The organism is Phaeobacter sp. LSS9, assembly GCF_003443595.1.
Classification (GTDB): Bacteria; Pseudomonadota; Alphaproteobacteria; order Rhodobacterales; family Rhodobacteraceae; genus Phaeobacter; species Phaeobacter piscinae.
The window spans coordinates 1,710,297-1,734,976 of the sequence record NZ_CP031956.1 but is presented as its reverse complement, the minus strand read 5'-3'; the positions used below and the strand labels follow the sequence as shown (position 1 = coordinate 1,734,976).

30 protein-coding genes are annotated in these 24,680 nt (G+C 61.0%); 11 read left to right on the top strand and 19 right to left on the bottom strand.

Annotated elements, in window-relative coordinates:
* The first annotated feature begins 80 nt into the window (after positions 1 to 80).
* Positions 81 to 953, top strand: coding sequence for a MurR/RpiR family transcriptional regulator (locus D1820_RS08280; RefSeq protein ID WP_096872266.1), 873 nt, complete (start codon positions 81 to 83; stop codon positions 951 to 953).
* A 97-nt stretch (positions 954 to 1,050) separates the two neighbouring features.
* On the opposite strand, the gene D1820_RS08275 is transcribed toward D1820_RS08280, so the two are convergent.
* A complete protein-coding gene (locus D1820_RS08275; protein ID WP_118068502.1) occupies positions 1,051 to 1,365 on the bottom strand; it encodes a hypothetical protein in 315 nt (104 codons plus the stop codon).
* A 118-nt stretch (positions 1,366 to 1,483) separates the two neighbouring features.
* Here D1820_RS08275 and D1820_RS08270 point away from each other — a divergent pair, with 118 nt between their 5' ends.
* On the top strand, positions 1,484 to 1,648 hold the full coding sequence (locus tag D1820_RS08270; RefSeq protein WP_024096208.1) for a DUF1328 domain-containing protein: 165 nt from the start codon (positions 1,484 to 1,486) through the stop codon (positions 1,646 to 1,648).
* Between the two features lie 187 nt (positions 1,649 to 1,835).
* Complete coding sequence (locus tag D1820_RS08265) at positions 1,836 to 2,333, top strand: Dps family protein (RefSeq protein ID WP_024096209.1); 498 nt, start codon at positions 1,836 to 1,838, stop codon at positions 2,331 to 2,333.
* A 105-nt stretch (positions 2,334 to 2,438) separates the two neighbouring features.
* Here the strand turns inward: D1820_RS08265 and D1820_RS08260 are convergent, their stop codons facing one another.
* Positions 2,439 to 3,254, bottom strand: coding sequence for a response regulator (locus tag D1820_RS08260; RefSeq protein WP_118068501.1), 816 nt, complete (start codon positions 3,252 to 3,254; stop codon positions 2,439 to 2,441).
* Positions 3,255 to 3,349: 95 nt separating this feature from the next.
* On the opposite strand from D1820_RS08260, the gene D1820_RS08255 reads away from it, so the two are divergent.
* The 4 genes from D1820_RS08255 to D1820_RS08240 are packed head-to-tail and all read left to right on the top strand — an operon-like array spanning position 3,350 to position 7,357.
* On the top strand, positions 3,350 to 3,547 hold the full coding sequence (locus tag D1820_RS08255; protein WP_027246372.1) for a NepR family anti-sigma factor: 198 nt from the start codon (positions 3,350 to 3,352) through the stop codon (positions 3,545 to 3,547).
* Positions 3,540 to 4,085: an RNA polymerase sigma factor gene (locus D1820_RS08250; protein ID WP_118068500.1), complete on the top strand. Its 546-nt coding sequence runs from the start codon at positions 3,540 to 3,542 to the stop codon at positions 4,083 to 4,085. The genes D1820_RS08255 and D1820_RS08250 overlap by 8 nt, the downstream gene beginning before the upstream one ends.
* Before the next feature lie 55 nt (positions 4,086 to 4,140).
* Entirely contained in the window at positions 4,141 to 5,865 is a 1,725-nt protein-coding gene (locus D1820_RS08245; RefSeq protein WP_254683386.1) for a sensor histidine kinase, read from the top strand.
* Positions 5,840 to 7,357 (top strand): phospholipase D-like domain-containing protein, encoded by a 1,518-nt coding sequence (locus D1820_RS08240; protein ID WP_118068498.1) that lies wholly within the window; start codon positions 5,840 to 5,842, stop codon positions 7,355 to 7,357. The genes D1820_RS08245 and D1820_RS08240 overlap by 26 nt, the downstream gene beginning before the upstream one ends.
* Positions 7,358 to 7,398: 41 nt before the next feature.
* Here D1820_RS08240 and D1820_RS08235 read toward each other — a convergent pair whose 3' ends face one another.
* The 4 genes from D1820_RS08235 to D1820_RS08220 all read right to left on the bottom strand — a co-directional run bounded on the left by D1820_RS08235 (position 7,399) and on the right by D1820_RS08220 (position 10,175).
* Positions 7,399 to 8,421, bottom strand: a complete 1,023-nt coding sequence (locus D1820_RS08235) for an AI-2E family transporter (RefSeq protein ID WP_118068497.1) — start codon at positions 8,419 to 8,421, stop codon at positions 7,399 to 7,401.
* Between the two features lie 62 nt (positions 8,422 to 8,483).
* Complete coding sequence (locus tag D1820_RS08230; RefSeq protein WP_118068496.1) at positions 8,484 to 9,218, bottom strand: hypothetical protein; 735 nt, start codon at positions 9,216 to 9,218, stop codon at positions 8,484 to 8,486.
* A complete protein-coding gene (locus D1820_RS08225) occupies positions 9,211 to 9,621 on the bottom strand; it encodes a phage holin family protein (RefSeq protein WP_118068495.1) in 411 nt (136 codons plus the stop codon). The genes D1820_RS08230 and D1820_RS08225 overlap by 8 nt, the downstream gene beginning before the upstream one ends.
* On the bottom strand, positions 9,621 to 10,175 hold the full coding sequence (locus D1820_RS08220; RefSeq protein WP_118068494.1) for a hypothetical protein: 555 nt from the start codon (positions 10,173 to 10,175) through the stop codon (positions 9,621 to 9,623). Before D1820_RS08220 ends, D1820_RS08225 begins: the two co-directional genes overlap by 1 nt.
* 214 nt (positions 10,176 to 10,389) lie before the next feature.
* On the opposite strand from D1820_RS08220, the gene D1820_RS08215 reads away from it, so the two are divergent.
* Both D1820_RS08215 and D1820_RS08210 read left to right on the top strand, forming a co-directional pair.
* Complete coding sequence (locus D1820_RS08215) at positions 10,390 to 10,587, top strand: CsbD family protein (RefSeq protein ID WP_014875600.1); 198 nt, start codon at positions 10,390 to 10,392, stop codon at positions 10,585 to 10,587.
* Positions 10,588 to 10,704: 117 nt separating this feature from the next.
* Entirely contained in the window at positions 10,705 to 11,214 is a 510-nt protein-coding gene (locus tag D1820_RS08210; protein WP_118068493.1) for a pyridoxamine 5'-phosphate oxidase family protein, read from the top strand.
* Positions 11,215 to 11,306: 92 nt separating this feature from the next.
* Here the strand turns inward: D1820_RS08210 and D1820_RS08205 are convergent, their stop codons facing one another.
* The 4 genes from D1820_RS08205 to D1820_RS08190 all read right to left on the bottom strand — a co-directional run bounded on the left by D1820_RS08205 (position 11,307) and on the right by D1820_RS08190 (position 13,700).
* Positions 11,307 to 11,486: a PLDc N-terminal domain-containing protein gene (locus D1820_RS08205; protein ID WP_027246380.1), complete on the bottom strand. Its 180-nt coding sequence runs from the start codon at positions 11,484 to 11,486 to the stop codon at positions 11,307 to 11,309.
* A gap of 57 nt (positions 11,487 to 11,543) precedes the next feature.
* Positions 11,544 to 11,807 (bottom strand): Rho termination factor N-terminal domain-containing protein, encoded by a 264-nt coding sequence (locus D1820_RS08200; protein WP_096872244.1) that lies wholly within the window; start codon positions 11,805 to 11,807, stop codon positions 11,544 to 11,546.
* Positions 11,808 to 11,895: 88 nt separating this feature from the next.
* On the bottom strand, positions 11,896 to 13,311 hold the full coding sequence (locus D1820_RS08195) for a mechanosensitive ion channel family protein (RefSeq protein WP_254683385.1): 1,416 nt from the start codon (positions 13,309 to 13,311) through the stop codon (positions 11,896 to 11,898).
* A gap of 263 nt (positions 13,312 to 13,574) precedes the next feature.
* Positions 13,575 to 13,700 carry an entericidin A/B family lipoprotein gene (locus tag D1820_RS08190; protein WP_024096224.1) on the bottom strand — a complete coding sequence of 42 codons (126 nt, stop codon included), beginning with the start codon at positions 13,698 to 13,700 and terminating at the stop codon, positions 13,575 to 13,577.
* A gap of 372 nt (positions 13,701 to 14,072) precedes the next feature.
* On the opposite strand from D1820_RS08190, the gene D1820_RS08185 reads away from it, so the two are divergent.
* Entirely contained in the window at positions 14,073 to 14,654 is a 582-nt protein-coding gene (locus tag D1820_RS08185; RefSeq protein ID WP_118068491.1) for an exopolysaccharide biosynthesis protein, read from the top strand.
* 7 nt (positions 14,655 to 14,661) lie between these two features.
* Here D1820_RS08185 and D1820_RS08180 read toward each other — a convergent pair whose 3' ends face one another.
* From D1820_RS08180 to D1820_RS08160, 5 genes are read right to left on the bottom strand one after another with little or no spacing between them, the layout of a single operon-like run.
* The gene (locus D1820_RS08180; RefSeq protein ID WP_205521403.1) at positions 14,662 to 15,942 is read right to left on the bottom strand and encodes an amidohydrolase family protein; all 1,281 of its coding nucleotides are present in this window, start codon (positions 15,940 to 15,942) and stop codon (positions 14,662 to 14,664) included.
* Positions 15,942 to 16,886, bottom strand: a complete 945-nt coding sequence (locus D1820_RS08175) for an ABC transporter permease (RefSeq protein WP_118068489.1) — start codon at positions 16,884 to 16,886, stop codon at positions 15,942 to 15,944. The genes D1820_RS08180 and D1820_RS08175 overlap by 1 nt, the downstream gene beginning before the upstream one ends.
* A 1-nt stretch (position 16,887) precedes the next feature.
* Positions 16,888 to 17,937: an ABC transporter permease gene (locus D1820_RS08170; protein ID WP_118068488.1), complete on the bottom strand. Its 1,050-nt coding sequence runs from the start codon at positions 17,935 to 17,937 to the stop codon at positions 16,888 to 16,890.
* The gene (locus D1820_RS08165; RefSeq protein ID WP_118068487.1) at positions 17,927 to 19,495 is read right to left on the bottom strand and encodes an ABC transporter ATP-binding protein; all 1,569 of its coding nucleotides are present in this window, start codon (positions 19,493 to 19,495) and stop codon (positions 17,927 to 17,929) included. Before D1820_RS08165 ends, D1820_RS08170 begins: the two co-directional genes overlap by 11 nt.
* Before the next feature lie 13 nt (positions 19,496 to 19,508).
* Entirely contained in the window at positions 19,509 to 20,540 is a 1,032-nt protein-coding gene (locus tag D1820_RS08160; RefSeq protein ID WP_118068486.1) for a BMP family protein, read from the bottom strand.
* Between the two features lie 327 nt (positions 20,541 to 20,867).
* Here D1820_RS08160 and D1820_RS08155 point away from each other — a divergent pair, with 327 nt between their 5' ends.
* The gene (locus D1820_RS08155) at positions 20,868 to 21,215 is read left to right on the top strand and encodes a RidA family protein (protein ID WP_040175399.1); all 348 of its coding nucleotides are present in this window, start codon (positions 20,868 to 20,870) and stop codon (positions 21,213 to 21,215) included.
* Positions 21,216 to 21,279: 64 nt separating this feature from the next.
* On the opposite strand, the gene D1820_RS08150 is transcribed toward D1820_RS08155, so the two are convergent.
* Genes D1820_RS08150 through D1820_RS08135 form a run of 4 tightly spaced genes read right to left on the bottom strand, consistent with a single transcriptional unit; the run spans position 21,280 to position 24,575 of the window.
* Positions 21,280 to 22,371 carry an iron ABC transporter permease gene (locus D1820_RS08150; protein WP_040175398.1) on the bottom strand — a complete coding sequence of 364 codons (1,092 nt, stop codon included), beginning with the start codon at positions 22,369 to 22,371 and terminating at the stop codon, positions 21,280 to 21,282.
* A gap of 1 nt (position 22,372) precedes the next feature.
* Positions 22,373 to 23,353: an ABC transporter substrate-binding protein gene (locus D1820_RS08145; RefSeq protein ID WP_118068485.1), complete on the bottom strand. Its 981-nt coding sequence runs from the start codon at positions 23,351 to 23,353 to the stop codon at positions 22,373 to 22,375.
* Positions 23,354 to 23,367: 14 nt separating this feature from the next.
* A complete protein-coding gene (locus D1820_RS08140) occupies positions 23,368 to 24,153 on the bottom strand; it encodes an ABC transporter ATP-binding protein (RefSeq protein WP_118068484.1) in 786 nt (261 codons plus the stop codon).
* On the bottom strand, positions 24,150 to 24,575 hold the full coding sequence (locus D1820_RS08135; protein WP_118068483.1) for a DUF1636 domain-containing protein: 426 nt from the start codon (positions 24,573 to 24,575) through the stop codon (positions 24,150 to 24,152). The genes D1820_RS08140 and D1820_RS08135 overlap by 4 nt, the downstream gene beginning before the upstream one ends.
* Between the last annotated feature and the right edge of the window lie 105 nt (positions 24,576 to 24,680).

Genomic DNA, 24,680 nt, shown 5'->3' with positions numbered 1-24,680 from the left:
GTTTGAGGGCCTGCGATTTGAATGGCTCTTGTTTCGGAGCTGTGCTTAAATTGCAGGCAAAGCAGAGGGATAGCCGGACTGTGACAAAACCGCCCGCCACCGTGCGCGAACTCATCCGGGAGCAATATGCGAGCCTGACGCAGGCGGAACGCAAATTTGCCAACGCCTTGCTGGCGAATTACCCAGCCGCCGGTCTGGCCTCCATCACCATTGTTGCGGCCAATGCTGACGTCTCGACGCCGACCGTGGCGCGGATGGTGCAAAAGCTTGGTTTCAAAGGGTATCCGCAGTTTCATCAAGCCTTGCTGAAGGAGTTGGAGGCCAAAGGATCCGGGCCAACCCAACGCCGGGCGAACTGGGCGTCTGAGGCGCCGGAAGGGCATCTGCTGAACAGATTTGCACAGGCGGTGACAGACAACCTCAGTCAGACGTTTTCCAATGTCGACTCAGAGCAATTTGACGCCGCCGTCCGCCAGTTGGCCGATACCGAGGGCCGGCTGTATGTGGTTGGTGGTCGTATCACGCGGGCGCTTGCGGATTATGCGTTCACCCATTTTCAGGCGATCCGACAGCGGGTCACGCATATGACGTCCTCATCGGCAACTTGGCCCCACTACGTGTTGGATATGGTTGAAGGTGACACGCTGCTGATGTTCGATGTACGCCGCTATGAAACCAATCTGCAGCGGCTGGCTGAACTGGCCTCGGAACGTGGCGTGCAGGTGATCTTGATCACCGATCAATGGTCGAGCCCCATCGGATCGGTGGCGGCACAGACGTTCAACTGCTGGGTGGAAATCCCGTCAGCCTGGGATTCCAACATCTCGACAATGATGCTGCTGGAGGCGATGATCTCTGCCGCGCAGGAGGAGCGCTGGGACGAGACCCGCGCCCGTTACGAGAAGCTGGACACAATTTTCGATACCACGCGGCTGTTCCGTAAATTCACCTGACGGCTGCCGCTGGGCGGTTCATCATGCCCTAAGGTCCCTTGACGTAGAAAAAGGGAGGCCGACAGGCCCCCCTTCTATCCGATCGTCGCGAACTGGATTAGTAGCGGTTGCGCACCGCCAAACCAATCAGCACGCCGACGCCCAGTGCGCCTGCCACAGCCAGAGCAGGGTTCTTTTTCACGAAATCCTCGCTCTGGCCCGCCAGATCGCTGACGGCTTCAGATGCGGTCTTGGCGCCGTCGCTGGCAATCTCGCGGACGGCCTGTGCATTGCGCACTGCCATGTCCTCAAGCTGCTCACCAACCTCTTTCACCTTCTCGGCGATCGGTTGTGTCTCCTCGGCTTTGTTCCCCCCGGCGCGGCGCGCTGCGGGTGATTTTTTCGTCTCAGTCTGTGTCTGGGTCGCGGCCATGATGAAATCTCCTTTCCCCCTCTCAACGTCAGAATGCGGCGAAGGTTCCATGGAACTATCGCCGCGCGACCTGAGTTGGGCAGGTATCACAGCGCAACACGATATGAAGGAGGCGGCCATGCTTTATTGGGCATTGTTATTCTTTGTCGTCGCAGTCATCGCTGGCCTGTTTGGCTTTGGCGGGGTTGCGTCGGCCTCTGCGGGGATCGCCCAGATCCTGTTCTTTGTATTTCTCATTTTGTTCGCCATCGCGATGGTCGTTCGGGTGATCAGGGGCAGGTAATATGCAGATCTTGGATCCGGACCTGACACAGACGGGCGGAGGTGCTGACTTCCGCCCGTTTTTCGTATCAGTTCAATGTTTCGCGGCGGTCGCCGGGCGGATCAAAACAGGGTCTAGAAAATATGGAACCTCAGCTACCGACATACGTTGGGTCAACGATAACGACACAGTTAAAGGAGACAATGAAATGAGCGAAGCGCTTTCAGTTGTGCCCAGCCGCGACGATGTTGCCACCGGTGTCCGCGACACATCTGTAATTGCCAGTGGCATTGCCGACGTGCTGGCTGACACCTACCGCCTTGTATTCAAAACTCACGCCTATCACTGGAATGTCGAAGGTCCGGCGTTCTATTCGGTTCATAAGCTGACCGAAGAACAATATGAAAATATGTTTGCTGCTGCCGACGATCTGGCCGAAAGAATCCGAGCTCTGGGACATCTGGCGCCGTCCAGCCTTGCCGATATCGTGGGCCGGTCGAAGCTGGAGGACAAACCTGGTGGGCTGACGGCAGCGGAAATGGTCGAAGATCTTGCCCATAGTCATGAGCGCGTGGCGCACCGGCTGCACGCTCTGGCTGAGCTGGCTGGCGATCGCAAAGACATCGTGACCGAAGATCTGGCCACCGCGCGTTCAGCATTTCATGAACAGGCGGCTTGGATGCTGCGTGCCATTTCAAAAGGGTAACACCGCCTAGACTGGCCGCTGACAGCCTGTCACCTTTCCATAAATACTCAAAAAAATAGCCGCCTGATTTCAGGCGGCTATCACAGATAAAGCGTTGGTCGTTGACTAGGCTTTGAGCGTCTCGGTCGAAGAGAAGAACATCGCCTGGCTGACAGCTGAACGGACCTGATCCTCAGTATAGGGTTTCGAGATCAGGAACGCAGGCTCTGGCCCCTCACCAGTCAGCAACCGTTCAGGGAAGGCGGTGATGAAAATGACCGGGCAGTCAACATGCGCTGCCAATATCTTGTTCACCGCGTCGATGCCGCTGGAATTGTCTGCCAATTGGATATCCGACAGGATAAGGTCGGGGGTCTCCTGCTGCGCGAGTTTCAGCGCGGCATCTTCTGTGCGGGCAATACCTGTAACGAGATGGCCCATATCCGACACAATCCCTTCAAGATCCATGGAGATGATTGCTTCATCCTCAATGATCATAATGCGGCCGGAGGTGGATTTTGACATTTCCTGATAGGCGATCTTGACCAGTTCTCCCGCTTCTGTGGCGCTGATATCCATGACCTGGCCCACTTCTGCGGTGCTAAAGTCCTCAATGGTGTGCAGCAGCAGCGCCTCGCGGGTGTTGGGCGTGAGCCTGCGCAAATGCTTCTGCGCTTGGGTCTCCAGCCCGCTGTCCGGCTCATCCAGTTCCACCGGGGCGCCGCTGGAACTCCAGATGATGTGGAAGGCGCGAAAGAGGGCCACCTTGGCCTTCAGCTCCGGCTCAAAACGATCAGGCTCGGCCAAGATCGCCTCCAGAGTGGCAAGGGCATAGGTGTCACCGCTGGTCTGGCTGCCTGTCAGCGCACGGGCGTAACGACGCAGAAACGGCAGGTTAGACCCAATCTGATTAGCAAGAACTTCTCCCGTCGGGGCGGTCATTTGATATGTCCCTTTTTTTCTGAATACATATGGAACCATACGCCCGGTGACCGCGTTTGGTTCCAGAGTGTGCGTAAAAAATATAGTTGGATCGTATGGAAAAGCACAAGGCAACCGAAACACGCAGCGATGCGGTCGAGCGAGAGATCGATAGCAATCTCAAGAAGGCCTTCGATACGTTGGCCTCCGAACCTATTCCTGATCGCTTCGCCAACCTGCTGGATCAGCTCAAGGCAAAGGGTTCAGAGCCAGCGAAATCCTCGGGCAATGGCGCGGGTGACACCAATGAGTGATCCAAGAGACGAGCTGGTCAACCACCTTGGTGCGATGCGCGCCTTTGCCATCAGCCTGACCCGCAACACGGCGATGGCCGATGATCTGGTACAGGACACGTTGGTGAAGGCCTGGACCAATATCGAGAAATTCGAGGAAGGCTCCAACATGCGGGCCTGGCTCTTCACGATCCTGCGCAACACATATTACTCCCTGCGCCGCAAGCGTCGCCGTGAGGTTGAAGACGCCGATGGTGTTCTTTCTGAACAGCTGTCACAGAAACCCGACCACGACGGGCGCCTCAACATGCGCGATTTCAACGCGGCCTTTGAACAGCTGAACGATGAGCAGCGCGAGGCACTGGTGCTGGTTGGTGCAGGCGGTTTCTCCTATGAGGAAGCGGCGGAAACCTGCGGCGTCAAGGTTGGCACGATCAAGAGCCGCGTCAATCGCGGGCGTGCGCGTCTGGCAGAGCTGATGAACCTTGACGAAGATGAGCCGATGGAGCTGACGGATACCGTCACTGCTGGCATCGTATCGCAGCAAAGCGTGGCGTAACATGGCGTTGGGGCGGGCACTGGCCGGCGGCCTGTTTTTCAGGCTCGCCGCTCTCATGACCTTGGCCCTGTTGCCGCTGGGCATGATTGCCATCTATCAGACCTATTCGGTGATAGACGAGGCGGCCAGATTGTCGCGCGTCGCCATTCTGGCGCGCGCGGAACATGCAGCCTTGGCAGAGCGTGAACTTCTGCAGCGCACCAATGGCGCTGCGGAGGCGCTTAGCGCGGTCGCCCTCCCTCTCAGCGACCGACCCGAGGCTTGTAATGCGGTGATGACGTCGTTTGTGGCGGAGACTGCGGCTTATTCCTTTGCGGGCCTGTTTCGACCTGATGGGCAGCCAGTCTGCAGTTCGGGCGGGAGGCAGGCCAGCATCGCCGACACACCGATCTTTCAACGCGCGCTGTCCCGGCGCGCGCCATCTTATGGCGTTGGCCGCAATCTTGACGGCAGCGATGGGTTTGAGCTGTCCCTCACACGTCCAATCGAAGAGGCGGGCCGGGTGATTGGCTATCTTGTTCTGGCGATTCCAAACCGGCTGACCAGCAGTTTTTTCACCGATGACTGGAAACTGGAGGGGATCCGCTTTGCCACGATCAATGAGGAGGGGGAGGTGCTGTCTGCGTCCGAACCTCGGTCCGAGGCTGGGTTGATCCTGCCCCAGACTTCGGTGCGTAAGGAGCTGATGGCACGATCCGGTGAGACTTTTTTCGCGGTGTCAAACGCGGGGGAAGAACGTTTCTTTGCAGTGAGTGATATTATTCCGGGGCAGATCGCGGTTGTGGGCAGCTGGCCGGCTGCGCAGGCCAAGATGGCCACCGGCGCGGGCGGTTGGGTCTTCACACTGGCCTTTCCGGTGTTGATGTGGCTGGCGGGTATGGTTGTCGGGGTTTTTGGCCTGCACCGTCTGGTCATCCGTCACCTCAGCGATCTGCGAACGGCAATGCGGCGCTATGCCTTGGGTGAGCGTAAACAGGCGCAACTGGAACTGACCAACCCACCACGTGAATTCGCCGAGGCGCAGCAGTCCTTCAACCGGATGGTTCTGATCCTCAGCAAAGCGGAGGAACGCCGTGAAATCGATCTGCGCGAGAAAACAATTCTCCTGCGCGAGATCCATCACCGGGTGAAGAACAATCTCCAACTGATCGCCTCCATCATGAATATGCAGGCCCGCTCTGCGCGTTCAGATGAGGCACGCACAGTGCTGGCACAGCTCCAGCGCCGAGTGCGTGGACTGGCAGCGATCCACCGCTCCCTGAACACAAACCCAGACGTCACAACCGTCGATGCGGCTGAATTGGTCACCGCCCTGGCAAAAGAAGTTGCGGCCATGTCGCTTGGGTCTGATGCAGCTGTGTCCATTGAAACCAAACTGGAGACGGTTCCCCTCAATCAGGATGATGCGGTAAACCTCTCCATGCTGGTTGCTGAGGCGCTAACCAATGCGGTCAGATACGCAGGTGCGGCTGAGGACGGACGACGGGTGGTTCAGGTCTTCTTCGGCGAAGAGAAAGGCGGTATGTGCCGTCTCACGATTCACAATGTGTTGGATCCGCAGTCCGGGATGACACATGAAGACCGTCACTTCACCAGCGGGCTCGGCGCGCGGCTGATCAAGGCCTTTGTCGCCCAGCTTAATGGTGATGCGAAGGTCACCGAGACTGAGACCGAATTTACCTACGAGGTTGTTTTTCCGCGTAGTGATGACACCGCAGCAGCAGCGCTTGCGGAACAAAAGGGTGCAAATGACAATGCGGACCTCCGACATACCGGATGACGCGAGCGATCCAGAGGTTTTTGAGGTTCTGGTGACGGCGGCGCAGGCGTGGCCTGCGTTTGAACGCGCAGTGCTGGGCGCGAAAAAAGAAGTGCGTGCCAGTTTCCGTATTTTCGATTTCTCGACCGCTTTGCTCAGCCCCGAAGCCTGTGCCATTGGCAAGACATGGGCCGATCTGGTTGAACATGTGGTGGCGCGGGGTGTCGATTTTCATCTGGTGATCAGCGATTTTGATCCGGTCATGGGGCCGGAACTGCACCAGATGACCAAGCGCAGCGTGGCGCAGGCGCAGGATATCGCCGCGCGGGTGGCCCGTCGCGCCACCGATGATCCGGTGGGACATCTGCAGGTCGAGGGGGCGATGCACCCGGCGCGTGCCGGCCTTCTGCCGCGCCTGGCCTTTGGCCCCTTTGTCAAGATGAAGAAGACGCAGATCCCCGACTACGGCCAGTCCACTCTGTCGGAGGATGCCCCGGGCGATGAGGTTCTACCAGAGGTCCGCCCGGTGACCCATCACCAGAAACTGGCGGTGATTGATGAACGTCTTCTGTATGTTGGGGGGCTGGATCTGAATGACCGGCGCCGCGACACGCTGAAACATGATCTGCCATCGCAGGAGACCTGGGCGGATGTGCAGCTGCTGGTCAGCGGCCCCGAAGCGCGGGAGGCGGCCCATTACCTGCGTCATTTTCAGCGCTATGTCGCAGGCAAAGAAACCCCGCCAGAGGGGCAGCTCATTCGGCGCACGATTTCCGCGCCGCGCCGCTTTGGGTTCTGGGCGGTGTCGCCCCGAACGGTCCTGCGCGAGATCGAAGAGGATTATCTGGCCGCCTTTGAACGGGCGGAACGTCTGATCTATCTGGAGACCCAGTTTCTGAGGTCCAGCGTGCTGGCCGATGGCCTGGCCGCCGCCGCCAAACGCAATCCGGATCTTTCGCTGATATTGGTTTTGCCGGCGCTGCCAGATGATGTGGCGTTTGAGGGTAATCGCGATTTGGATGCGCGCTATGGCATGGCGTTGCAGGGGCAGGCTCTGGAGACAGTGCAGACCGCCTTCGGCGACCGGGCTACAATCGCAAGCCCCGTCCAGCCGTTTCTGGCGGACCGCGAAGCGCCATCGGTGCTGGCAGGGTCACCCGTGATCTATGTGCACAGCAAGGTTCTGATTGCAGATAATAGTTTTGCGATGATCGGATCCGCCAATATGAATGGGCGATCAATGCGCTGGGATACGGAGGTGGCGCTTCGGATCACAGACAAGCAGCGCGTCGCTAAAACCTGGCAGGCGATGTGTGCCCATTGGTGGCATCGGGAGCAGATGCCGGCAGAGGCCCGCGCTGTCGGGACAGCAGCAGACTGGTGGCACCGTGAGATTCAGCGCAACGGCGTTCGCCTGCCACAGACCCGCAGCGGATTTCTGGTGCCGCATGATCCGCAGAAGATGGCGGATTTGCAGCAATCGCTGCCGGGGGCGACCGAAGATGTGGTGTGATGGCCGCCACTGAGCTTGACGCCCCGCCCGGGTTGTGCGGCTCAGCCCGTCGGGTTTTCTTCGCCCCGTAATCTGCGCGCCTCCGCCGAGGAGCGCAGCAACTGCCCAATCCACAGCATCACTGGCAAGGCGACGATAGCGCCGACGGGTCCCCAGATCCACAGGCCGAAAACAATGGCAAGAAACACCACGAGAGGGCTGAGGTGCAGTTGATGACCCACAAAGGCGGGCGTCACAAATTGTGCCTCAATCAGGTTGAGCGCCAAAAACAGCGCTGGCGGCATTAGCGCCGCAGCACCACCCAGTTGCGTCATTCCGACAAAGGTCAGCCCCGCGATCATCATCAGCGGGCCAAGGTAGAGAATGAAGTTCAGCAACATCGCCGCGAGCCCCCAGATCAACGCGCTGTTGATCCCAAGGGTCGCAAGGCCGATTGCGGTGGTGACGCCTAATCCTGCATTGACCAGTGTCACAGCAGCAAAATACCGCGCGACCTCATGCTCCGCACGGTATAACCGTTTGCCCAGCGATCCGGCCGCCGCGTAAATATCGGTCCGCGTCAGCACGAAAAAGAACAGCGTTCCGATGAAGATGAACACCTGCGCGCCGAAGTTCGGGGCCACCCACAGTGCGTCCATCAGTGTCGGAAAACCGCTCGTGACATCTGCGTCAGCGCCGCCTGTACCGACCGTCTGCTCAATCTCCTGGCTGATCGCCTCAATCCCGCGTAGCAGGCCGGACATCATGTAAATCCAGCTTTTTATCTCCTGTTTGATCTTTGGCAGATCTTCGACCACGCCGGAGATCAGCGGTTCCAGCGATAGGAACAGCAGTACGATAACGGCGCAAGAAAAAAGCAGCAGGCTGGCGGCAACGATCACGCGTGCAACGCCAATTCCCTGCAGTCGGTCCGCCAGCGGAGAAACGACGATCCCGACGACTATCGCAAAAACAACGGGCGCAAGAACGGGTTTTGCAAAGAAAAGCGCAAGGCCAAGTGCAAGGGTTGTCAGAATGAGCAGCATGATACGCGCTGCCCGGTCAGAGAGCGTGGAATTCAACATCGCAAAGGCCTTGTGCAAAGAGACCCCCGCCGCCCCTGATGAAGCGGCGGGGGTGGCTGAGATCAGCTGAGCGAGGCATGTACTGCGTCGCGTCCTTTACTGATCTGTTCGTTCAGGGCGGTTTCGCCCTTGTCGGCGAGATTGCGCATCTCCTGTTGCAGAATGTCGCGGGCCTCCGCCATCATCGAGTCGCGCTTTTCACCTAGGAGCGCATCTTCCTGCCGGGTCTGCGGCAGCAAGGCCGCAGCTATGGCACCAAGGCCGAAGGCCAGCCCGCCGGCCACCAGCGGCTGGGCCGCTATGCCCTCCTGCGAGGCCCGGCTAAGCTTGGCGGCGCGGCGCTCAAGGTCTTCCTGAATGTGGAGCGCGGACATGCGCGCCTTGCGGACCTGTTTGCGGGCTTTGGGCGGTAGTTTGTCCAACCCGTGATCCAAGGCGGCGCGCAGGCGTTTGGCACTTGGGCCTTTGCTCGCGACTGACTGCGCTGTTGGTGTCACAGGCGTCTGGGCAGGGGCATTGGATTGCGGCCGCGCGGAGGCGTCGCGGCGCTGACCAGCGCCGGACATCAGCAGCGCAATGCCGGTGCCAACCAAGGCCAGTGCGGCCGGGTTGGCCCGCGCGGTTGACCACAGCTGCTGCGAGATCTCGCCGCCATAGTGCGATGCGGTGGCCGAGACCTGCGTCGCAATACGATCAGGCGACAGGCTGACGGCCAGCGTATCAAGGGATTTGGACAAGGCCACGCGGTCGCGGGCCACTTCACTCTCAAGGTCGGTCAGATCAGATGTCTCAGGCATGGCGGGTGGTCTCCTTCAGGGTCTTCAGGTCGCGCTGGACGTTGCGCAGGCTGCGATCGGGCATCAGGGCGGACGGGGACAGGCGGTTGACGCCCAGCATGGCCAGACCAACCGCCAGCGCGATCAGCGGTCCACCAACAATCAGCGCGGCGGTGCCGACGCTCAGGCCCAGAGCAGCGATTGCTGCGACCAGGGCGGCGGCCAGCACATGCAGGCCCACAATGGCCAGTACGGCGCCGACCACGATCATCGCAAGCGCTACGCCCGCGCGAGAGAGGTTGCGGGACATCTCTGCCCGGATCAGACGCACCTCATCCTGCATCAGCTGTGACATCTGCTTCAGCACGGTCACCACAATGCCCGGCGCCTCGGACGGGCTGGCTGCTGTATTCTGCTCTTCCATCAGGATACCCTCCGTGTGGCGGCTGGGGCAGATCCGTGACCGGTCGCGCGCGCCGTCGCACCGTGGTCAGAGTCAGCGTCTCTGGTCGGATAGACGTGGTTTGCCTCGTGGCTACCCCATGGGTCATCGGCGGTGTCGTCTGCGACAGAGGTGGTGGGGCCTGCATCCGGGGCGGTGGACTTCAGAAACCGGGTCGCGGCAAAGCCAAGCAGCGCGGCCCCGCCAAGAAATAGCATCGGGTTCTTACGGGCAAAATCGCCGGTATCGCGGAGCACCTTGTCGAGATCGGCAGTCCGGACCTTGTCGGCAAATTGTTCCAGGCCCTGCGCAAGTTGCTGCGCAGCTTCGGCTTGCAGCGATCCCGGCGGCAGTTCGGATGCTGCGGCATCTGCGGCGCGGGCCACGGCGGCAGCTTCGCCTGCGGCCTGCTCCTGCGCCTCTTCAGCGCGGGCGCGCGCTTCGCTTCGTAGCGTATCCTGCGCCTGTTCAGCCAGTTCGCTGGCGTGGTGTTTGGCCCGCTCAATGGGGCGCGGGGTGGTGCTGTGATCAGTCATTTGCCTCTCCTGTTCTGTCTGGATGGCTCATGCTCTCAACGCCGATTGTGGCGGTTGGTTCCCGATCCTCTGCTCAGTTTGCGGGTGCGGTCAGGCAATCGGTAGAAGATGCGGCTCAGAGCGCCAGCGCTTGTGCGCACAGCAAAATTTCCGGGAACCAAGCCGATATCGGCACGTTGGTTAGGCGACGATACCACAACAGCAGGAGCACGCTATGAATCAGGACCAGATCAAAGGCAATTGGGCGACCCTGAAAGGGAAATTCCACGAAGCCTATGGTGAGTTGACGGATGACGAAGTGGAGCAGGCCAAGGGTGACCGCGAGCAGCTGGTCGGCCTGTTGCAAACCAAATACGGCAAAGCCCGCGAAGAAGCGGAGCGCGAATTGGACAAATTCTTCGCCTCTGTCTGACCGGCCCCCCGTATCGACCGAAGCAGTTGCAGACAGCAGCACGGGGAACGGGCTGAAGCCCGTCCCCGGCACAAGCCCGAAAACAGGCGCGAGCATATAGATAAGAGGATTTCACCCGTGGCACGACAGACCGAGACAAAAGACGATGCGATTTCTCAACTCTGGCACCAACTGGAAAAACGCCGCACCTCCATGCTGGCGGTGCGCGACAGCGAACAGCACCCGCAGCCGATGACTCATTTCGCCGACGTAGAGAACGGCGCGATCTGGTTCATCAGCTCATCCGACAGCGATCTGGTCAAGGCAACCGGCCTTGGCGCTGACGCGCAGCTGACCTTTGTGTCGGATGGTCAGGACTATCATGCTAGCGTGCGCGGTCCGATTGAGGTCACCAATGACCCTGATAAGCTGGACGAGCTGTGGAGCTTTGCAGTCGGTGCCTGGTTCGAGAAGGGGCGCGATGATCCAAAGGTCACGCTATTGAGAATGACCCCGCGGGAGGCGGCGGTCTGGGCCTCGCAGGGCAACGCGGTTCTGGTTGGTCTGAAACTGCTGCGCGCCAGCATGAGCGAGACCGAAGGCCACCCGGACGTCGGCGTACACCACGTGTTTCAGCTCAATACCTGAGATCGTTGCCGACCTCCCGAACATGCAAAACAAACAGCGCGGTCTCGCAAAAGACGGCGCTGTTTTTGTATCATCGAAGTAAAGCGCAGCGGCTAGCGCGCGCGCGGACCAAAAAGCAGCCAGCAGATGAACCCAAATATGGGCAAGATCAGAACAAAGACCACCCAGATGACCTTTTTGCCGGTGCTGGCGTTGGATCCGACAATTGATACGATTGCCCAGATCGATAACAGAAGGACAATAAGCCCGCCAATTCCAGCATATTCTACCATCTATCATGTCTCCTGATTGAAAGGGGTTAGAGACCGCGCAGCGCGGGCCTGACCGCGTCAGCCGTTGCGCAAAGCCTTAATCAGTTCGTCTTTGTTCATGGTCGAACGCCCCTCAACCTCAAGCTCGCGGGCACGCTCCATCAACTCATCCTTGGTCCAATCCTCATATGGGGGCGCTTTGCCGCCTTTTTCAGAGGGGGCCATATTGTCGTTGGCCTGGGCATTGGCGATCGCTGCGGCCTTGGACTTGCTATAGCCCTTGTCGCGCAGGGCATCATAGGTGCTGTCATTTTTAATGGAGGGGCTGTGGGTTTTTGCCATGGGATGCTCCTTTGTCTGTGGGGCAACGCAGAGACATCAGCGATTGTTCCGCAGAAACATCGGTCCACACGGTTGCGTTGTGCGAAGTTTATTCCGCTTTCTGCCCCTCACTCAGCAGATCGCCACCGCCGTCGGGGGCGTTGCGTTCACGGGTGGCGGCCTCCTCATTGGCGTCTTCAACCCGCGCCGGATCAGCGGCTGCCGGAAGGGGGGTCTCTGCCGCAGCTGGTGCAGGTTGCGGCGACAGATCGGCGGCGTCACCACGCGGCTGATCGGTGATCGGCAACAGGCTGGCCGCTGCATTGGCATCCACGCGCAGGCGGTAGATCGGTTCCGGCAGGCCAAATCCGTTGCTCTCCAGGGCGGTCTTGGCGGTGCGGATCGCCTCGCCGCGCGCTTTCAGGAAGCTGCTGCGGGTCTGGTCCACCCAGCCGGTGAAGGTCAAGATCACGTTGGAATCGCCCACTTCCTTGACCCAGGCCCCGACCGACGGATCGCGCAGCACGAAGGGCAGCGATTGCAGTGCGTCGACTGCCGTCGATAGGGCCGCCGCCAGATCGGCGTCCGCATCCACCCCCAGCTCAAACTCAAACCGCCGGTTGGCGTCCCGTGTATAGTTCACAATCCGGCCCTTAAATACGGTCGCATTGGGGATGCGGATATGGTTGCCCTCCGGTGAGATCAGAATGGTTGCACGCGAGGTCAGCCGGGCCACAGTGCCCATATCGCCAGCAATCTCTACAAAATCATTCGGTCGGAAGGGTTGCCGCAGGCTCAGCAGGATTGAGGCGATGAAATTCTCTACCGTGTCGCGCACCGCAAAACCAACCGCGAGACCTGCCACACCTGCAGCCCCCAGAACCGCACCCAGCAACGCGGTTGCGTTTAGGATATCCAATGCTACCACCAGACCCAGAATGATGAAGGCGATGCGAGCAACGGCGCTGTAGACCTCTGCGATAAAGGAATTGGGCGCCAGACGCTGCCAGATCCGCAGCCGGGTGGTGACCAGCCAACCAAAGGCGGAGATCATCACGAAGACCAGCATCGCAACAAAGAAGATCGGCGCATTGGCGATGATATTGCGGGTCCGCTCTTTCAGTCTTGAAAACGCAGAGTCCAGCCGCTCGTCCAGCCGACCGTTGACCAGGGTCTGGTTTTCAATCGCCACGACGCCGTCAATCCGCTCAATCATGGTGGTGAGCTGGGTCTGGCGCGCATTATCCAGCACCTCGCCCGCAAGGGTCACCACACCATTAGAGACTGAGACACCGACCTTATCAAACCCGTCGATTTCCCCCAGAAGTTCGACGATCCGGCGGCGGATCTGCGAATCCGGAGCCGCTTTGCCGTCCAGTTGGATTGCGCTGTCGGTCTGAACCGGTTCGCTGCTGGTCTGGGCCGTCGCCAGAACCGGCATCAGCAAGGATATCACCAGGGTTGCTACCACCAAACCGTGCAACAGCATCTGCAGTGCGCGCTGGGGGCAGGGGATGCATGCCATGGTAGGGCGCGCGCCCAATACAGCGATGACTGGGGGGCGGGCAGGGCAGTCTGGCATGGGCATCCTCGGTCTGGGGCGCAGATGTGAAAGTTCGGCAGCGGATCGAAATCAAAGCGGACTGCCGCACCGCAATGGTTCTGTGACTTCAGGGCTAGGTCAACCGCAGACGGGCGTTGATGTCACGACAAAATTCGCAGGCTCTACCTCAAATACAAAAGCACCCCGCCAGAACGGATCTGACGGGGTGCTCGGGCGCAGTTGGTTTACTGTGCTTCCTGAGATTCTTCGGTAATGGCATCGCCAAGATCTGAGACGTCGCGGCCGAACCCTTCGGTGGTTTCGCAAGCGGCCAGACCGGCCAGAGCAAGAGCAGCAATGAAAAGTCGCATATCAATTTCCTTTCGTTTCACGGCGCTGGGGCCGTTTCCAATCCGGAATGTCTCCCGGTCTTATGCGCGCCAGTCTGCGACCAGCGGAAGGGTGGGGCGCGGGCAAATGCCCGGTCGCGGCCCCGGTTGGCCCCAATCAGCTGGGGCCTGCCCCGTCTCATCACGGGGTTGCGCTGTGGTAACGCCTCGCATCAGGAAACTGTTCCCACAGACGTTGCGGGTTCCTTGAAAAACTGCGGCTGAGTTGGGTGCTGGAGGTTGGCACAATGGCTTGGTTCGGCGGGTTGCGGCGCGGACACGACGGAACCACGGCGGCTTGAACACGTTTTGCCCGTGTATCGGACGCGCGCCGCAAACAGGAGCCTGCACAGAATGACCGCCGAAAACCAACCCGTTGCCGAAATGATCGACGCCACAACAGAGCTGCTTGAGGAAGACAGCATCAGCGTGGCGGACGTTGTGGAGGAACTGGGCCACTCGTCGATGTCGACGACCCTGCTACTCCCTGCAATGGCGGTCGTGTCCCCTCTCAGCGGGGTGCCGCTATTCTCCACAATCTGCGGGATGTTGATCTTCCTGATTGCGGGTCAGATGGCATTGGGACGCGATCATCCCTGGTTGCCGGATTGGCTTCGAAGGCAGCGGGTCTCCTCTGACCGTGCGCGAAAGGTCCTCGGGCCGATGCGCCGCATGGCGCGGTTTCTGGATCGTCACATGGAGGCGCGCGTCAAAATTTTGCTGCGGCAGCCTTTTCTGACCGTTCCGCGGGTGATTTGCGCGCTCTGCGGGCTGGCAATGCCCTTTCTTGAACTGGTGCCGTTCAGTTCCTCCACACTGGGGATTGTCGTCAGCAGCCTAGCGGTTGCGATGTTGACCCGCGACGGGTTGGTGATGCTGGTGGCCCTGCTGTTGCTGGCCGCGGCGGCGGTCGGCCTGCCGTATCTGCTGCTCTGATGTCAGGTCATCCGGGCCGTTGATGACGTCGCCGCACCTGTGCCGGGCGGCCTGGGATGGACAGAGCCGCATCACCGCGCGCGCTTCGGCTGATCACCTTGCCGCGTGAAATCACCGCAAGGCGCGCAGGCCGCAGACGCAGCGCCTCGGTCGGAGTGGCGGCATCCAGCACCACCAGCGATGCACGGTCACCTCTCTTCAGCCCATAGCCCTCCAGCCCCATGATGGCGGCATTGTTGTCGGTCACCATGGTGAAGCAATGAGCCATCTCATCCGGGTGGGTCATCTGCGCCACATGCATCCCCATGAAGGCCACATCCAGCATGTCCCCGGTGCCTAGGCTGTACCAGGGATCCAGCACGCAATCCTGCCCCCAGCCCACTGTGACACCTGCCTCCAGCAGTTCCTTCACCCGCGTCAACCCGCGTCGTTTGGGGAAACTGTCATGCCGTCCCTGCAACACGATATTGATCAGCGGATTTGGAATGGCCGCAATCTCAGCCTCGGCGATCAGCGGCAGCAGCTTGGAGACGTAGTAATTGTCCATCGAATGCATGGAGGTGAGGTGACTGCCCGCAACGCGTCCCTGTAACCCGTGCCGCAGGGTTTCCTGCGCCAGGGTCTCAATATGACGCGACAGGGGGTCATCGGTCTCGTCGCAGTGGATATCAACCTGCAAACCCCGATCCGCCGCGATCTTGCAAAGGTCACGCAGAGAGTCCGCGCCGTCCTGCATGCTGCGTTCGAAATGTGGGATGCCACCAACCACATCGACCCCCATATCCAGCGCGCGGATCAGGTTTTCGCGCCCGTTTTCAGCGCGATAGAGCCCATCCTGTGGGAAGGCGACGAGTTGTAGGTCGATATACTCCTTCACGGCCTCGCGGACCTCCAGCATCGCGGTCACGCCCCGCAGGTGGTCGGGCGTGGTATCCACATGGGTGCGGATTGCCAGCAACCCCATGCTGGCCGCCCAGTCGCAATAGGTCAGCGCGCGGCTGACCATATCCTCAACACTGGCCTCCTCGCGCAGTTCCCCCCAGAGACTGATCCCCTCCAGGAGCGTGCCGGAGGCGTTGACCCGCGGCAGCCCGTAGGACAGCGTCGCATCCATATGGAAATGCGGATCGACAAAGGGCGGCGCGACCAGATCACCGCTGGCCTCGATGGTCTCTCCGGCTGTCGCGTCAATGGAGGGCGCCACCTCGGTGATGGTGTCACCGGTGATGCCGATATCCGCGACAGAACCATCGGGCAGGGTGCCGCCTTTGATCAACAGGTTCAACATCATCTCTCTCCCTTGTTGAATGGCACCATCAGCGCGGCTGGCACCTCGGCGCGGCGCGACATCAGGATCAGCGCCAGTATCGACAGAATATAGGGCAGCATCAGGAACAGCTGATAAGGCACCACCGCGCCGATCCCGGTCTGTTGAAGGCGGATCTGCAAGGCATCAAATGCGGCAAAGAGGATGGCGCCCAGCACCGCCTTGCCCGGTCGCCACGCGCCAAAGACCACCAGCGCAATGCAGATCCAGCCGCGCCCGTTCACCATATCGAAGAAGAAACTGTCAAAGGCCGAGAGCGTCAGGAACGCGCCACCAACCGCCATAAACCCGCTGCCCACCACCACCGCGCCCATGCGGATTGCGGTCACTGACAGCCCCTGCGCGGCCACTGCCGATGGGTTTTCACCCGCCGCGCGCACCGCCAGCCCCAGCGGCGTGCGATACAGGGTGTAGGCGCAGAGTGCCGCCAGCACAAAGGCGGCATAGGTCAGCGGTGTCTGGGAAAACAGCGCCGGGCCGAGTAGCGGCAGATCTGATAAAAACGGGATCTCATAGGGTTGGAAGGCTTCGATCTTGGGCGGCGAGGACACCTCCGGCAGCACCACGCGGTAGGTGTAAAAGGTCAGCGACGTGGCCAGCAGTGTCAGCCCGATGCCCACCACATGCTGCGATAACCCGAAAGGCACGCTGAGCGTCGCATGCAGCAGGCCAAAGGCCATGCCGGTCAGCAGCGCCACACCAACCCCACCCCAGAGCGGCAGCCCGGCCCAGACCGCGATCCAGCCGGAGAAGGCACCCGCGACCATGATCCCCTCAATCCCGAGGTTCAGCACACCGGCGCGTTCGCAGATCAGCTCTCCCAATGTGGCGAAAATCAGCGGGGAGGCGATGCGGATGGCGGCGGCCCAGAAACTGGCGGAAAACAGGATTTCCAGAATGTCCATCTCAGTCCCTCCGCAGCCGGAATTTGCTCAGAAGGATCGCCAGCACCATCAGCAGCAGAGCAGAGGCCAGCATGATATCGGCCAGATAGCTGGGAACACCTGCGGCCCGGCTCATACTGTCCGCACCGACAAAAATGGCTGCTACAAACAGCGCTGCAAACACCACGCCAAGGGGATGCAGCAACGCCAGCATGGCGACAACGATGCCCGTGTAGCCAAAACCGGGGCTGAGATCGAGCGTCAGCGCCCCTTTCAGACCCGCCACCTCGGAATAGCCCGCCAACCCGGCCAGCCCCCCTGATAGCAGCGCGGTTTTCAGGATCACCCGCGTCACTGGAACACCCGCAAATCGGGCGGCCTCGGCGTTCTGGCCAACCGCCCGCATCTCATAGCCCAGCGTGGTGCGGGTGTTGATCACCCAGATCGCGACCGCCGAAATCAGCGCCAGCGCAAACCCCCAGTGCAGCCGCAACCCGTCAACCACTCGGGGTAGCCGTGCGTCGGGGCTCAGCCGTGGGGATTTCGGCCAGCCCATCCCCATCGGATCCTTCAGCGGCCCTTCCAGCAGGTAGGAGACAAACAGTAGAAAAATGAAGTTGAACAAAAGCGTGGTGACCACCTCATCCACCCCCAGCCGTGTTTTCAGCAGCGCAGGCCCCAGCAATAGCGCCGCCCCGGCGACCATCGCGGCCAGACCCAGAAGCGGCAGCAGCAGCGGGGCAGGCAGGGATAGCGCGCCGGTGCCCAGCACAACTGTGATCACCGCCCCGGCATAAAGCTGCGCCTCAGCGCCGATATTCCACAGCTTGGCGCGAAAGGCGACGGCAATGGCGAGGCCAGTAAAAATCAGCGGCGTGGCCCGGTTCAGCGTCTCAAGGAGCGCAAATTTCGACCCGAACGCCCCGGTCAGGATCAGGCCAAAGATCGACAGCGGCTCTCCGCCCGCGATCTGCGCCAGCAGCGCGGCAATGGCAAAAGTCGCCAACAGCGCCAGCGCAGGCGGCATCAGCCGCCGCGACCAGCTTGGCGCGGCAATCGGTTCAAGCCGCATGGCCATCCTCCGTCTGTGGCGTATCAAAGCCATGACCGGCCATCCAAGCCCCCAGGTCTTCTGGCTGTTTAGAGCCTCGGGCAAACCCGGGGCTTAGACGTCCCTCGCTGATCACATGGATTACATCAGAAAGCTGCATGATTTCATCCAGATCCTCGGATATCAGCAGAACCGCCGCACCCCGGGCGCAGGCTTTGGCCAGCTGTTCATGCACATAGGTAACCGCGCCAATATCCAGCCCGCGCACCGGCTGATTGGCGAGGATGATCTGCGGGGCCTGCTCCAGCACGCGGCCAAGGATCAGCTTCTGCATATTGCCACCCGACAGCAGCCGAATGCGGGTGTCCGGGCCGGGGCAGCGGACATCATAGCCCGCGATCACGGTCTTGGCGAAGTCACGCGCGGCCCGCCAGTCAAGCCAGCCCCGGTGGCTGAAACGGGTGGCGTAGGTTTCAAGGATTGCATTCTCCGTCAGATCGAAATCCGCGATTGTCCCGGTTTTGTGACGATCTTCGGGGATGCGGGCGATACCGGCGGTGATGGCTTTGCGTGGTGTCCAGTTGGCAATATCGCCGCCATTCAGGACCAAGCTGCCAGATTGCGGCGAGATCAGGCCTGAGACCAGATCAGACAGCGCCGCCTGTCCATTGCCAGAAACCCCGGCCAGCCCTGTGATTTGCCCTGCCGCCAGATCCAGCGAGACCCGCTGCAATCCGGGGGCTGCGCCGATGGTGGGGGTGGTGACGTCGCGCAACTGCAACAGGGCAGGGCCGGGTGTGTTGGCGGCAAATTTCGCGGGCACCACATCGGCCCCGACCATCAGCGCAGCCAGTTCGTCACTGTCAGTGTCAGCGGTCAGTCGTTCGGCCACCAGTCTGCCATGTCGCAGCACCAGAACCCGATCTGAAATCGCCATCACCTCATGCAGTTTATGCGAGATGAAGATCACCGAGTGGCCCAGGCTGATGGCTTCGCGCAGGGTCGCAAAAAGCGCATCGGCCTCCTGCGGCGTCAGAACCGCAGTGGGTTCGTCCAGGATGAGGATCCGGGCGTCCCGGTAGAGCGCCTTCAGGATCTCAACCCGCTGCCGTTCACCCACGGTGAGCCGGGACACCTTTGCGTTGGGATCGACCTTCAGGTGAAACTGCTCGGCCAGCGCGCGGATGCGGGCCTTGGCCGGTCCGGCCCGCAGGCCGAAACCCAACAGCGGCTCCACACCAAGGGTGATGTTTTCCCAGACTGTCAGATTGTCCGCCAGCGTGAAATGTTGATGCACCATGCCGACGCCGCCATCCAGCGCTGCGCGCGGCGCACCGGGCGGCAGGGGGGCGCCAAACAGCTCCACGCCGCCGCCATCCGCCGTATACTGACCAAACAGAATGTTCATCAGCGTGGTCTTGCCCGCCCCGTTTTCCCCAAGCAAGGCAATGACTTCGCCCGGAAACAGATCAAAGCTCACGTCATCGTTTGCGGTGACATTGCCAAAGCGTTTGGTGATGTTTTGTAGGCGCAGCACCGGGGCGTTGCCCGGTGCCGCCGCCATTTTATCCGACGCCATGCGCGGCCCCCTGTCAGGAGGACGCAGGCTCAGCGTCGTTGATTTCCACCTCGTAGGAGCCGTCCTTGATGGCCGCTGTGCGGCTGGCGATCAGGTCCAGTGCCTTCTGGGGGATCTTGCCTTCAAAGGTGCCAAATGGGGCCAGCGAGGCGCCACCCTCCTTCATGAAGGAATAGACGCCGTAGTCCGCCGCGGTGAAGCTGCCGTCACGCACCTTGGCAATTGCGGCATCTAACGTTGGCTCAAAATGCCACAGGGCCGAGGCCGCCACCGTGTCGGGGTAGTCGCCCTGTGTGTCGATCACATTGCCGATGGCCAGAACGCCCTTTTCCTTGGCTGCATCCGACACCCCGAAGCGTTCCGCATAAAGCATGTCGGCGCCGTTCTCGATCATCGCAAAGGCTGTTTCTTTGGCTTTTGGCGGATCAAACCAGCTGCCGATGAAGGAGACCTGGAATGTGATATCGGGATTCATCTCCCGCGCACCCGCCATAAAGGCATGCATCAAGCGGTTCACCTCAGGGATGGGAAAGCCGCCGACCATGCCGATATTGCCGCTCTCGGACATAGCACCAGCCACGATACCCGAAAGGTAGGACGCATCCTGAATATAATTGTCGAACACTGCCAGATTGGGCAGGGCGGGATCTTCCTTGAAAGAGCTTCCCATCAGGAAGGCCACATCGGGGTAATCTGCGGCCACTTCGCGGGCCTCGGCCTCAACGCCAAAAATCTCACCGATGATCAGTTTGTGGCCCTGTTCGGCATACTCCCGCATCACGCGCGGGTAATCGGTGTTCGAGGTGTTCTCGGAGAACGTATAGGTGATGTCACCGCGATCCTTTGCAGCGAGGGCGGCAACGTGGATGCGGCTGACCCACTGTTGCTCGACGGGCACCGTGTAAATGCCGGCAACCTTGATCGGTTCTGCGGCCTGTGCCTGCCCAGCCAGCGAGAGTCCGAACCCAACGGTTAGCGCGCCAGCGGCACAGCTGAGCAGAAACTGGCGGCGCGACATCCGCGCGCGGGTCTTGGTCGATGTCATGTCATTTCCCCCTGTCGATGGCCCTGCGATGTTGCAGGCTCTTTTGGAACGTCGCCGGTCAAGCCCGCGTGGTATCGACGCTAGGGGCTCGGTCGTGAGCCCGGCAATACGCGCCATATGTTCCGCAGGGGAAACTATAGGGGGGCGCTTCTCTTTTCGGCAAGGACGAATTCAATTATCAAAATTTGTGCGTTATTTGAACGGCTTGCGACCGGTGATCTGCTGGCAGCGGAGGTCCGTCTCAGGGTGCATTGCCATGCCAAGGCCGGACCGATATCCCTGATGCAGACCCGCCCTCCGGCGTGGCCGTCACCGAACGAGGAACATATGACACAGATCGAACGCAGCCATACCGGCCCCCGCATGAGCCAGATCGTCAAACATGGCGAGACCATTTATCTGGCCGGTCAGGTCGGCACCGCAGGCGCCAGCGTTGCTCAGCAGACGCAGGATTGCCTCGACAAGATCGACACGCTGCTGGCCGAGGCAGGCAGCGACAAATCCCGTATCCTGCAATGCACGATCTGGCTCTCGGATATGGCCGATTTTGCGGCGATGAACGCGGTCTGGGACGCTTGGGTTCCCGAAGGGCAGACCCCGGCGCGGGCCTGCGGCGAGGCAAAGCTGGCGCGGCCCGACTTCTTGGTTGAAATGATCGTGGTCGCCGCGGCCTGACCTCCGCAATTGCAAAAGGCCCCCGATGCGCCGGGGGCCTTGGCTGTCTGTTGTCGCAGCAGACCTAGCGTCGCCGCAGCAGCCAGATGAAGAACACACCGCCCACCAGACCCGTGACCAGCCCAATCGGCATATCCTCTGGCGCCATCAGGGTGCGGGCGGCAATATCGGCGGCGACCAGAAACAACCCGCCAAACAGTGCGGACACCGGCAGCACCCGGCGGTGGTCACCGCCGACGATCAGCCGGGCCACATGCGGAACGATCAATCCGACAAAGCCGATCATGCCGGAAAACGCGACCATCACCCCGGTGATCAGCGCGCCGACGCAGAAAGTCATCAGGCGAAACCGCGCCACCGGGATGCCCAGCGTCGTGGCTGTCTCGTCCCCGACCGTCATTGCGTTCAGATCGCCAGAGCGGGACCAGAGCCAGCCGCCGCAGAGCACCAGCACCACCAGAGGATAAGCCAGATGGCTCCACTGGGCGAGGCCAAGCCCTCCCAGCATCCAGAAGACCACGGTATGGGTTGCGCGTGGATCGCCTAGGAAAATCAGCACATTGGCCCCTGCCATAACGACAAAGGACACCGCCACACCCACCAGCACCAGCCGGTCTGCGGTGGTTGCCTCGGCAAATCGGGAAACAGCCAACACCAGCGCCGTGGCCGCGAGGGCGCCGACAAACGCCAGCAGGGGCACCGTCAGCAGCCCCAGAAACAAACCGGTATGCAGCAGCGCCAGAATCGCACCAAAGGCGCCACCGGCGGAGATGCCCAGCAGATGCGGATCGGCCAGCGGATTGCGGGTCACCGCCTGCAGGCTGGCCCCCACCATGGCAAGCCCGGCGCCGACCATCATCGCCAGCAGGGCACGGGGAAACCGGATGTCCCAGACAATCGCCGCCTGTCCCTTGCTCCAGCTCACATCAAATACACCGTCTGCCGCAAGCGCTGATCCGTGGGTCAGCTTGTGCGCGACGATACCCCAGACGGAGGTCAGCGGAATACCAACCGCGCCCACAGAAACGGCAATCGATAGGGTCAGGGCCGTCAGAACGGCCCCACCCAGAATCCAGGCCAGCCGCCCGCGCAGGCGCCGCCGGGCGCGCGCGCTGAGGCGCGGCTCAGATGCGGGATGTGCGTGGGCGGTGGGCATATCAGTTGCTTACCGCATCCGTGCGCGCCGCGTCAAAGCTGGTCGCCAACGTCTTGATCGCGCGGATGTTGCGCGGGCCAGGCGTGGCTTCGACATACTCAAGGGTCACAAAACGGTCGTTCTTCACCGCGTCGATCTCTGCAAAGGCCGGGTTGCTCCGCATGAAGGCACGCTTCTCTTCAGCCGTGACCGACCCGTAGTTCACGATCACGATCACCTCGGGATTGCGCTCCACCACGGCTTCCCACGTCACGGTGGCCCAGCTTTTCTCCAGATCATCCATGATGTTGCTGCCGCCGGCCGCCTCGATCAGCGCGGTGGGCATGGCGTATTTGCCTGCGGTGAACGGCGTGTCCTCGCCGCTGTCATAGACAAAGACGCGCAGCGGGTCGCTGGCCTCGGCACGATCCTTGGCAAAGGCTGCCAACTCGTCCTTGTACCCCGCAACCAATGCCTCGGCGGTGTCTTCAACGGCAAAGATGCGGCCGAGGTTCAGCAGGTCATTATACATGTCATCCATGCTGACCTTGGCCTTCTCGCCGATGTGGATGCAGCTTTCGGTCAGTTCATAGACCTTGATGTCAAAGGGCGCGAGGGTTTCGGGCGTGACTTCTCCGCCCACCTTCATGCCGTAGTTCCAGCCGGCAAAGAAGAAATCCGCATCGGCGCCGATCAGCACCTCCTTTGAGGGGTATTTCGCCGACAGCTCCGGCAATTCCGCAACGCCTGCGCGCATCACCGGATCCAATGTCTTCCAGCCGGAAATCCCGGTGTAGCCCACCATCCGGTCGGCCAGCCCCAGCGCCAGCATCATCTCGGTCAGGTTAACGTCATTGGAGATGGCACGCTGCGGCGGGGCATCAAATGTCACGCTGCGGTTGCAGCTCTCTACCGTGGTCTCTGCCTGCGCCATGGGGGCGAGGGAGACGGCCATAACACCGGCGGCGAGCAGCTGCGTCACTGTGGAAAAACGGGCAGTCATAGTCAGGGGTATCCTTATGAAACAGGGAGGTGAAAGGTCAGGTGATCCTGCCCGGAGGGGGTCAGGGTTTCGCGTCTGGCAGCGACGTTGAAGACCCGGCTAACGGTGTCCTCGCTCAGCACGTCCTGCGGCGCACCAAAGGCCAGCTGGTGGCCCTCGGACATCAACAGAATTTCGTCACAGGCACCGGCTGCGATGTTCAGATCATGCAGGCTGGTGACAATGGTCACATCCAGATCCCGGATCAGGTCCAGCACATCCAGCTGATGGCGGATATCCAGATGGTTGGTCGGCTCATCCAGCACCAGAAGTGCGGGTTCCTGCGCCAGTGCCCGCGCCACCATGACCCGCTGACGTTCGCCACCCGACAGGGTGCCAAAGGCCCGGTCAGCCATGCTGTAAAGGTCGAGACGGTCCAGCATCCCCTCAATGATCGCCGCATCGCGCGCGCCCGGCGTTGCAAACCCGGAGCGATAGGGCGCCCTTCCCAGGGCAACGATCTCCGCCACGGTCAGGGCAAAATCGGTGGGTTGTTCCTGCAGCACGGCAGCAACGCGCTGCGCGGCAGCTTTTGGGGGCAAGGTCCAGATATCACTGTCACCAACCTCAACCGTGCCGCTGCGCGGTTGGTTGAAGCGGTAGATCACCCGCAGAAGGCTGGACTTTCCGGCACCATTGGGGCCAACCACACCCAGCACACGGCCCGCATCCAGATGAAAGCTGACCGGATGCAGGATCAGCGGTGCCGTACGGCCCGGTCCCCAGCTGACGTCTGTCACAGTGAGCGCGGCTGCGGTCATTCGGCAGGCTCCATCGGCGCGGTTGTTTTTGCCATGTCGGCTTTTGTCGGGGCGGCGGGGAACAGGGCCGGGATGCGCGACAGAGTGGAGCGGCGCAGTTTTCCGGGGCGGTCAACCGAGCTGCACCAACCGTCCGCGAGCACCTTGTAGAGATCGGCAAAATGCAGAATGTCCGCCAGATCGTCCTTAAGGTTAAGATCGCCAAACACATAGCTGGCCTTGCCCTCGGCCTGAAATCCGACAGTGCAGGGATGGCTGCATCCGGCCATACAGGCCACGCCTGCCACCTCCACCACGGTATCGCCGCGCCGGTCAAGCTCGCTGCGCAAGGCGTCAATCAATTGCGGCCCCGGACGGGTGCCGGGGTCTGTCCCTTTGCAGGATGTACACACCAGAATGCGGTGCCGTGCTGTCCCGTCCATAGCGCCCTCCGCGCACTCCGATCAGGGGACAAAGGGGGAAGGGGACCAGCCACGCCAAAGCGTCGTGCCGCATCATCCTGCCCGCCGGAACACCCCGTCCGGTTC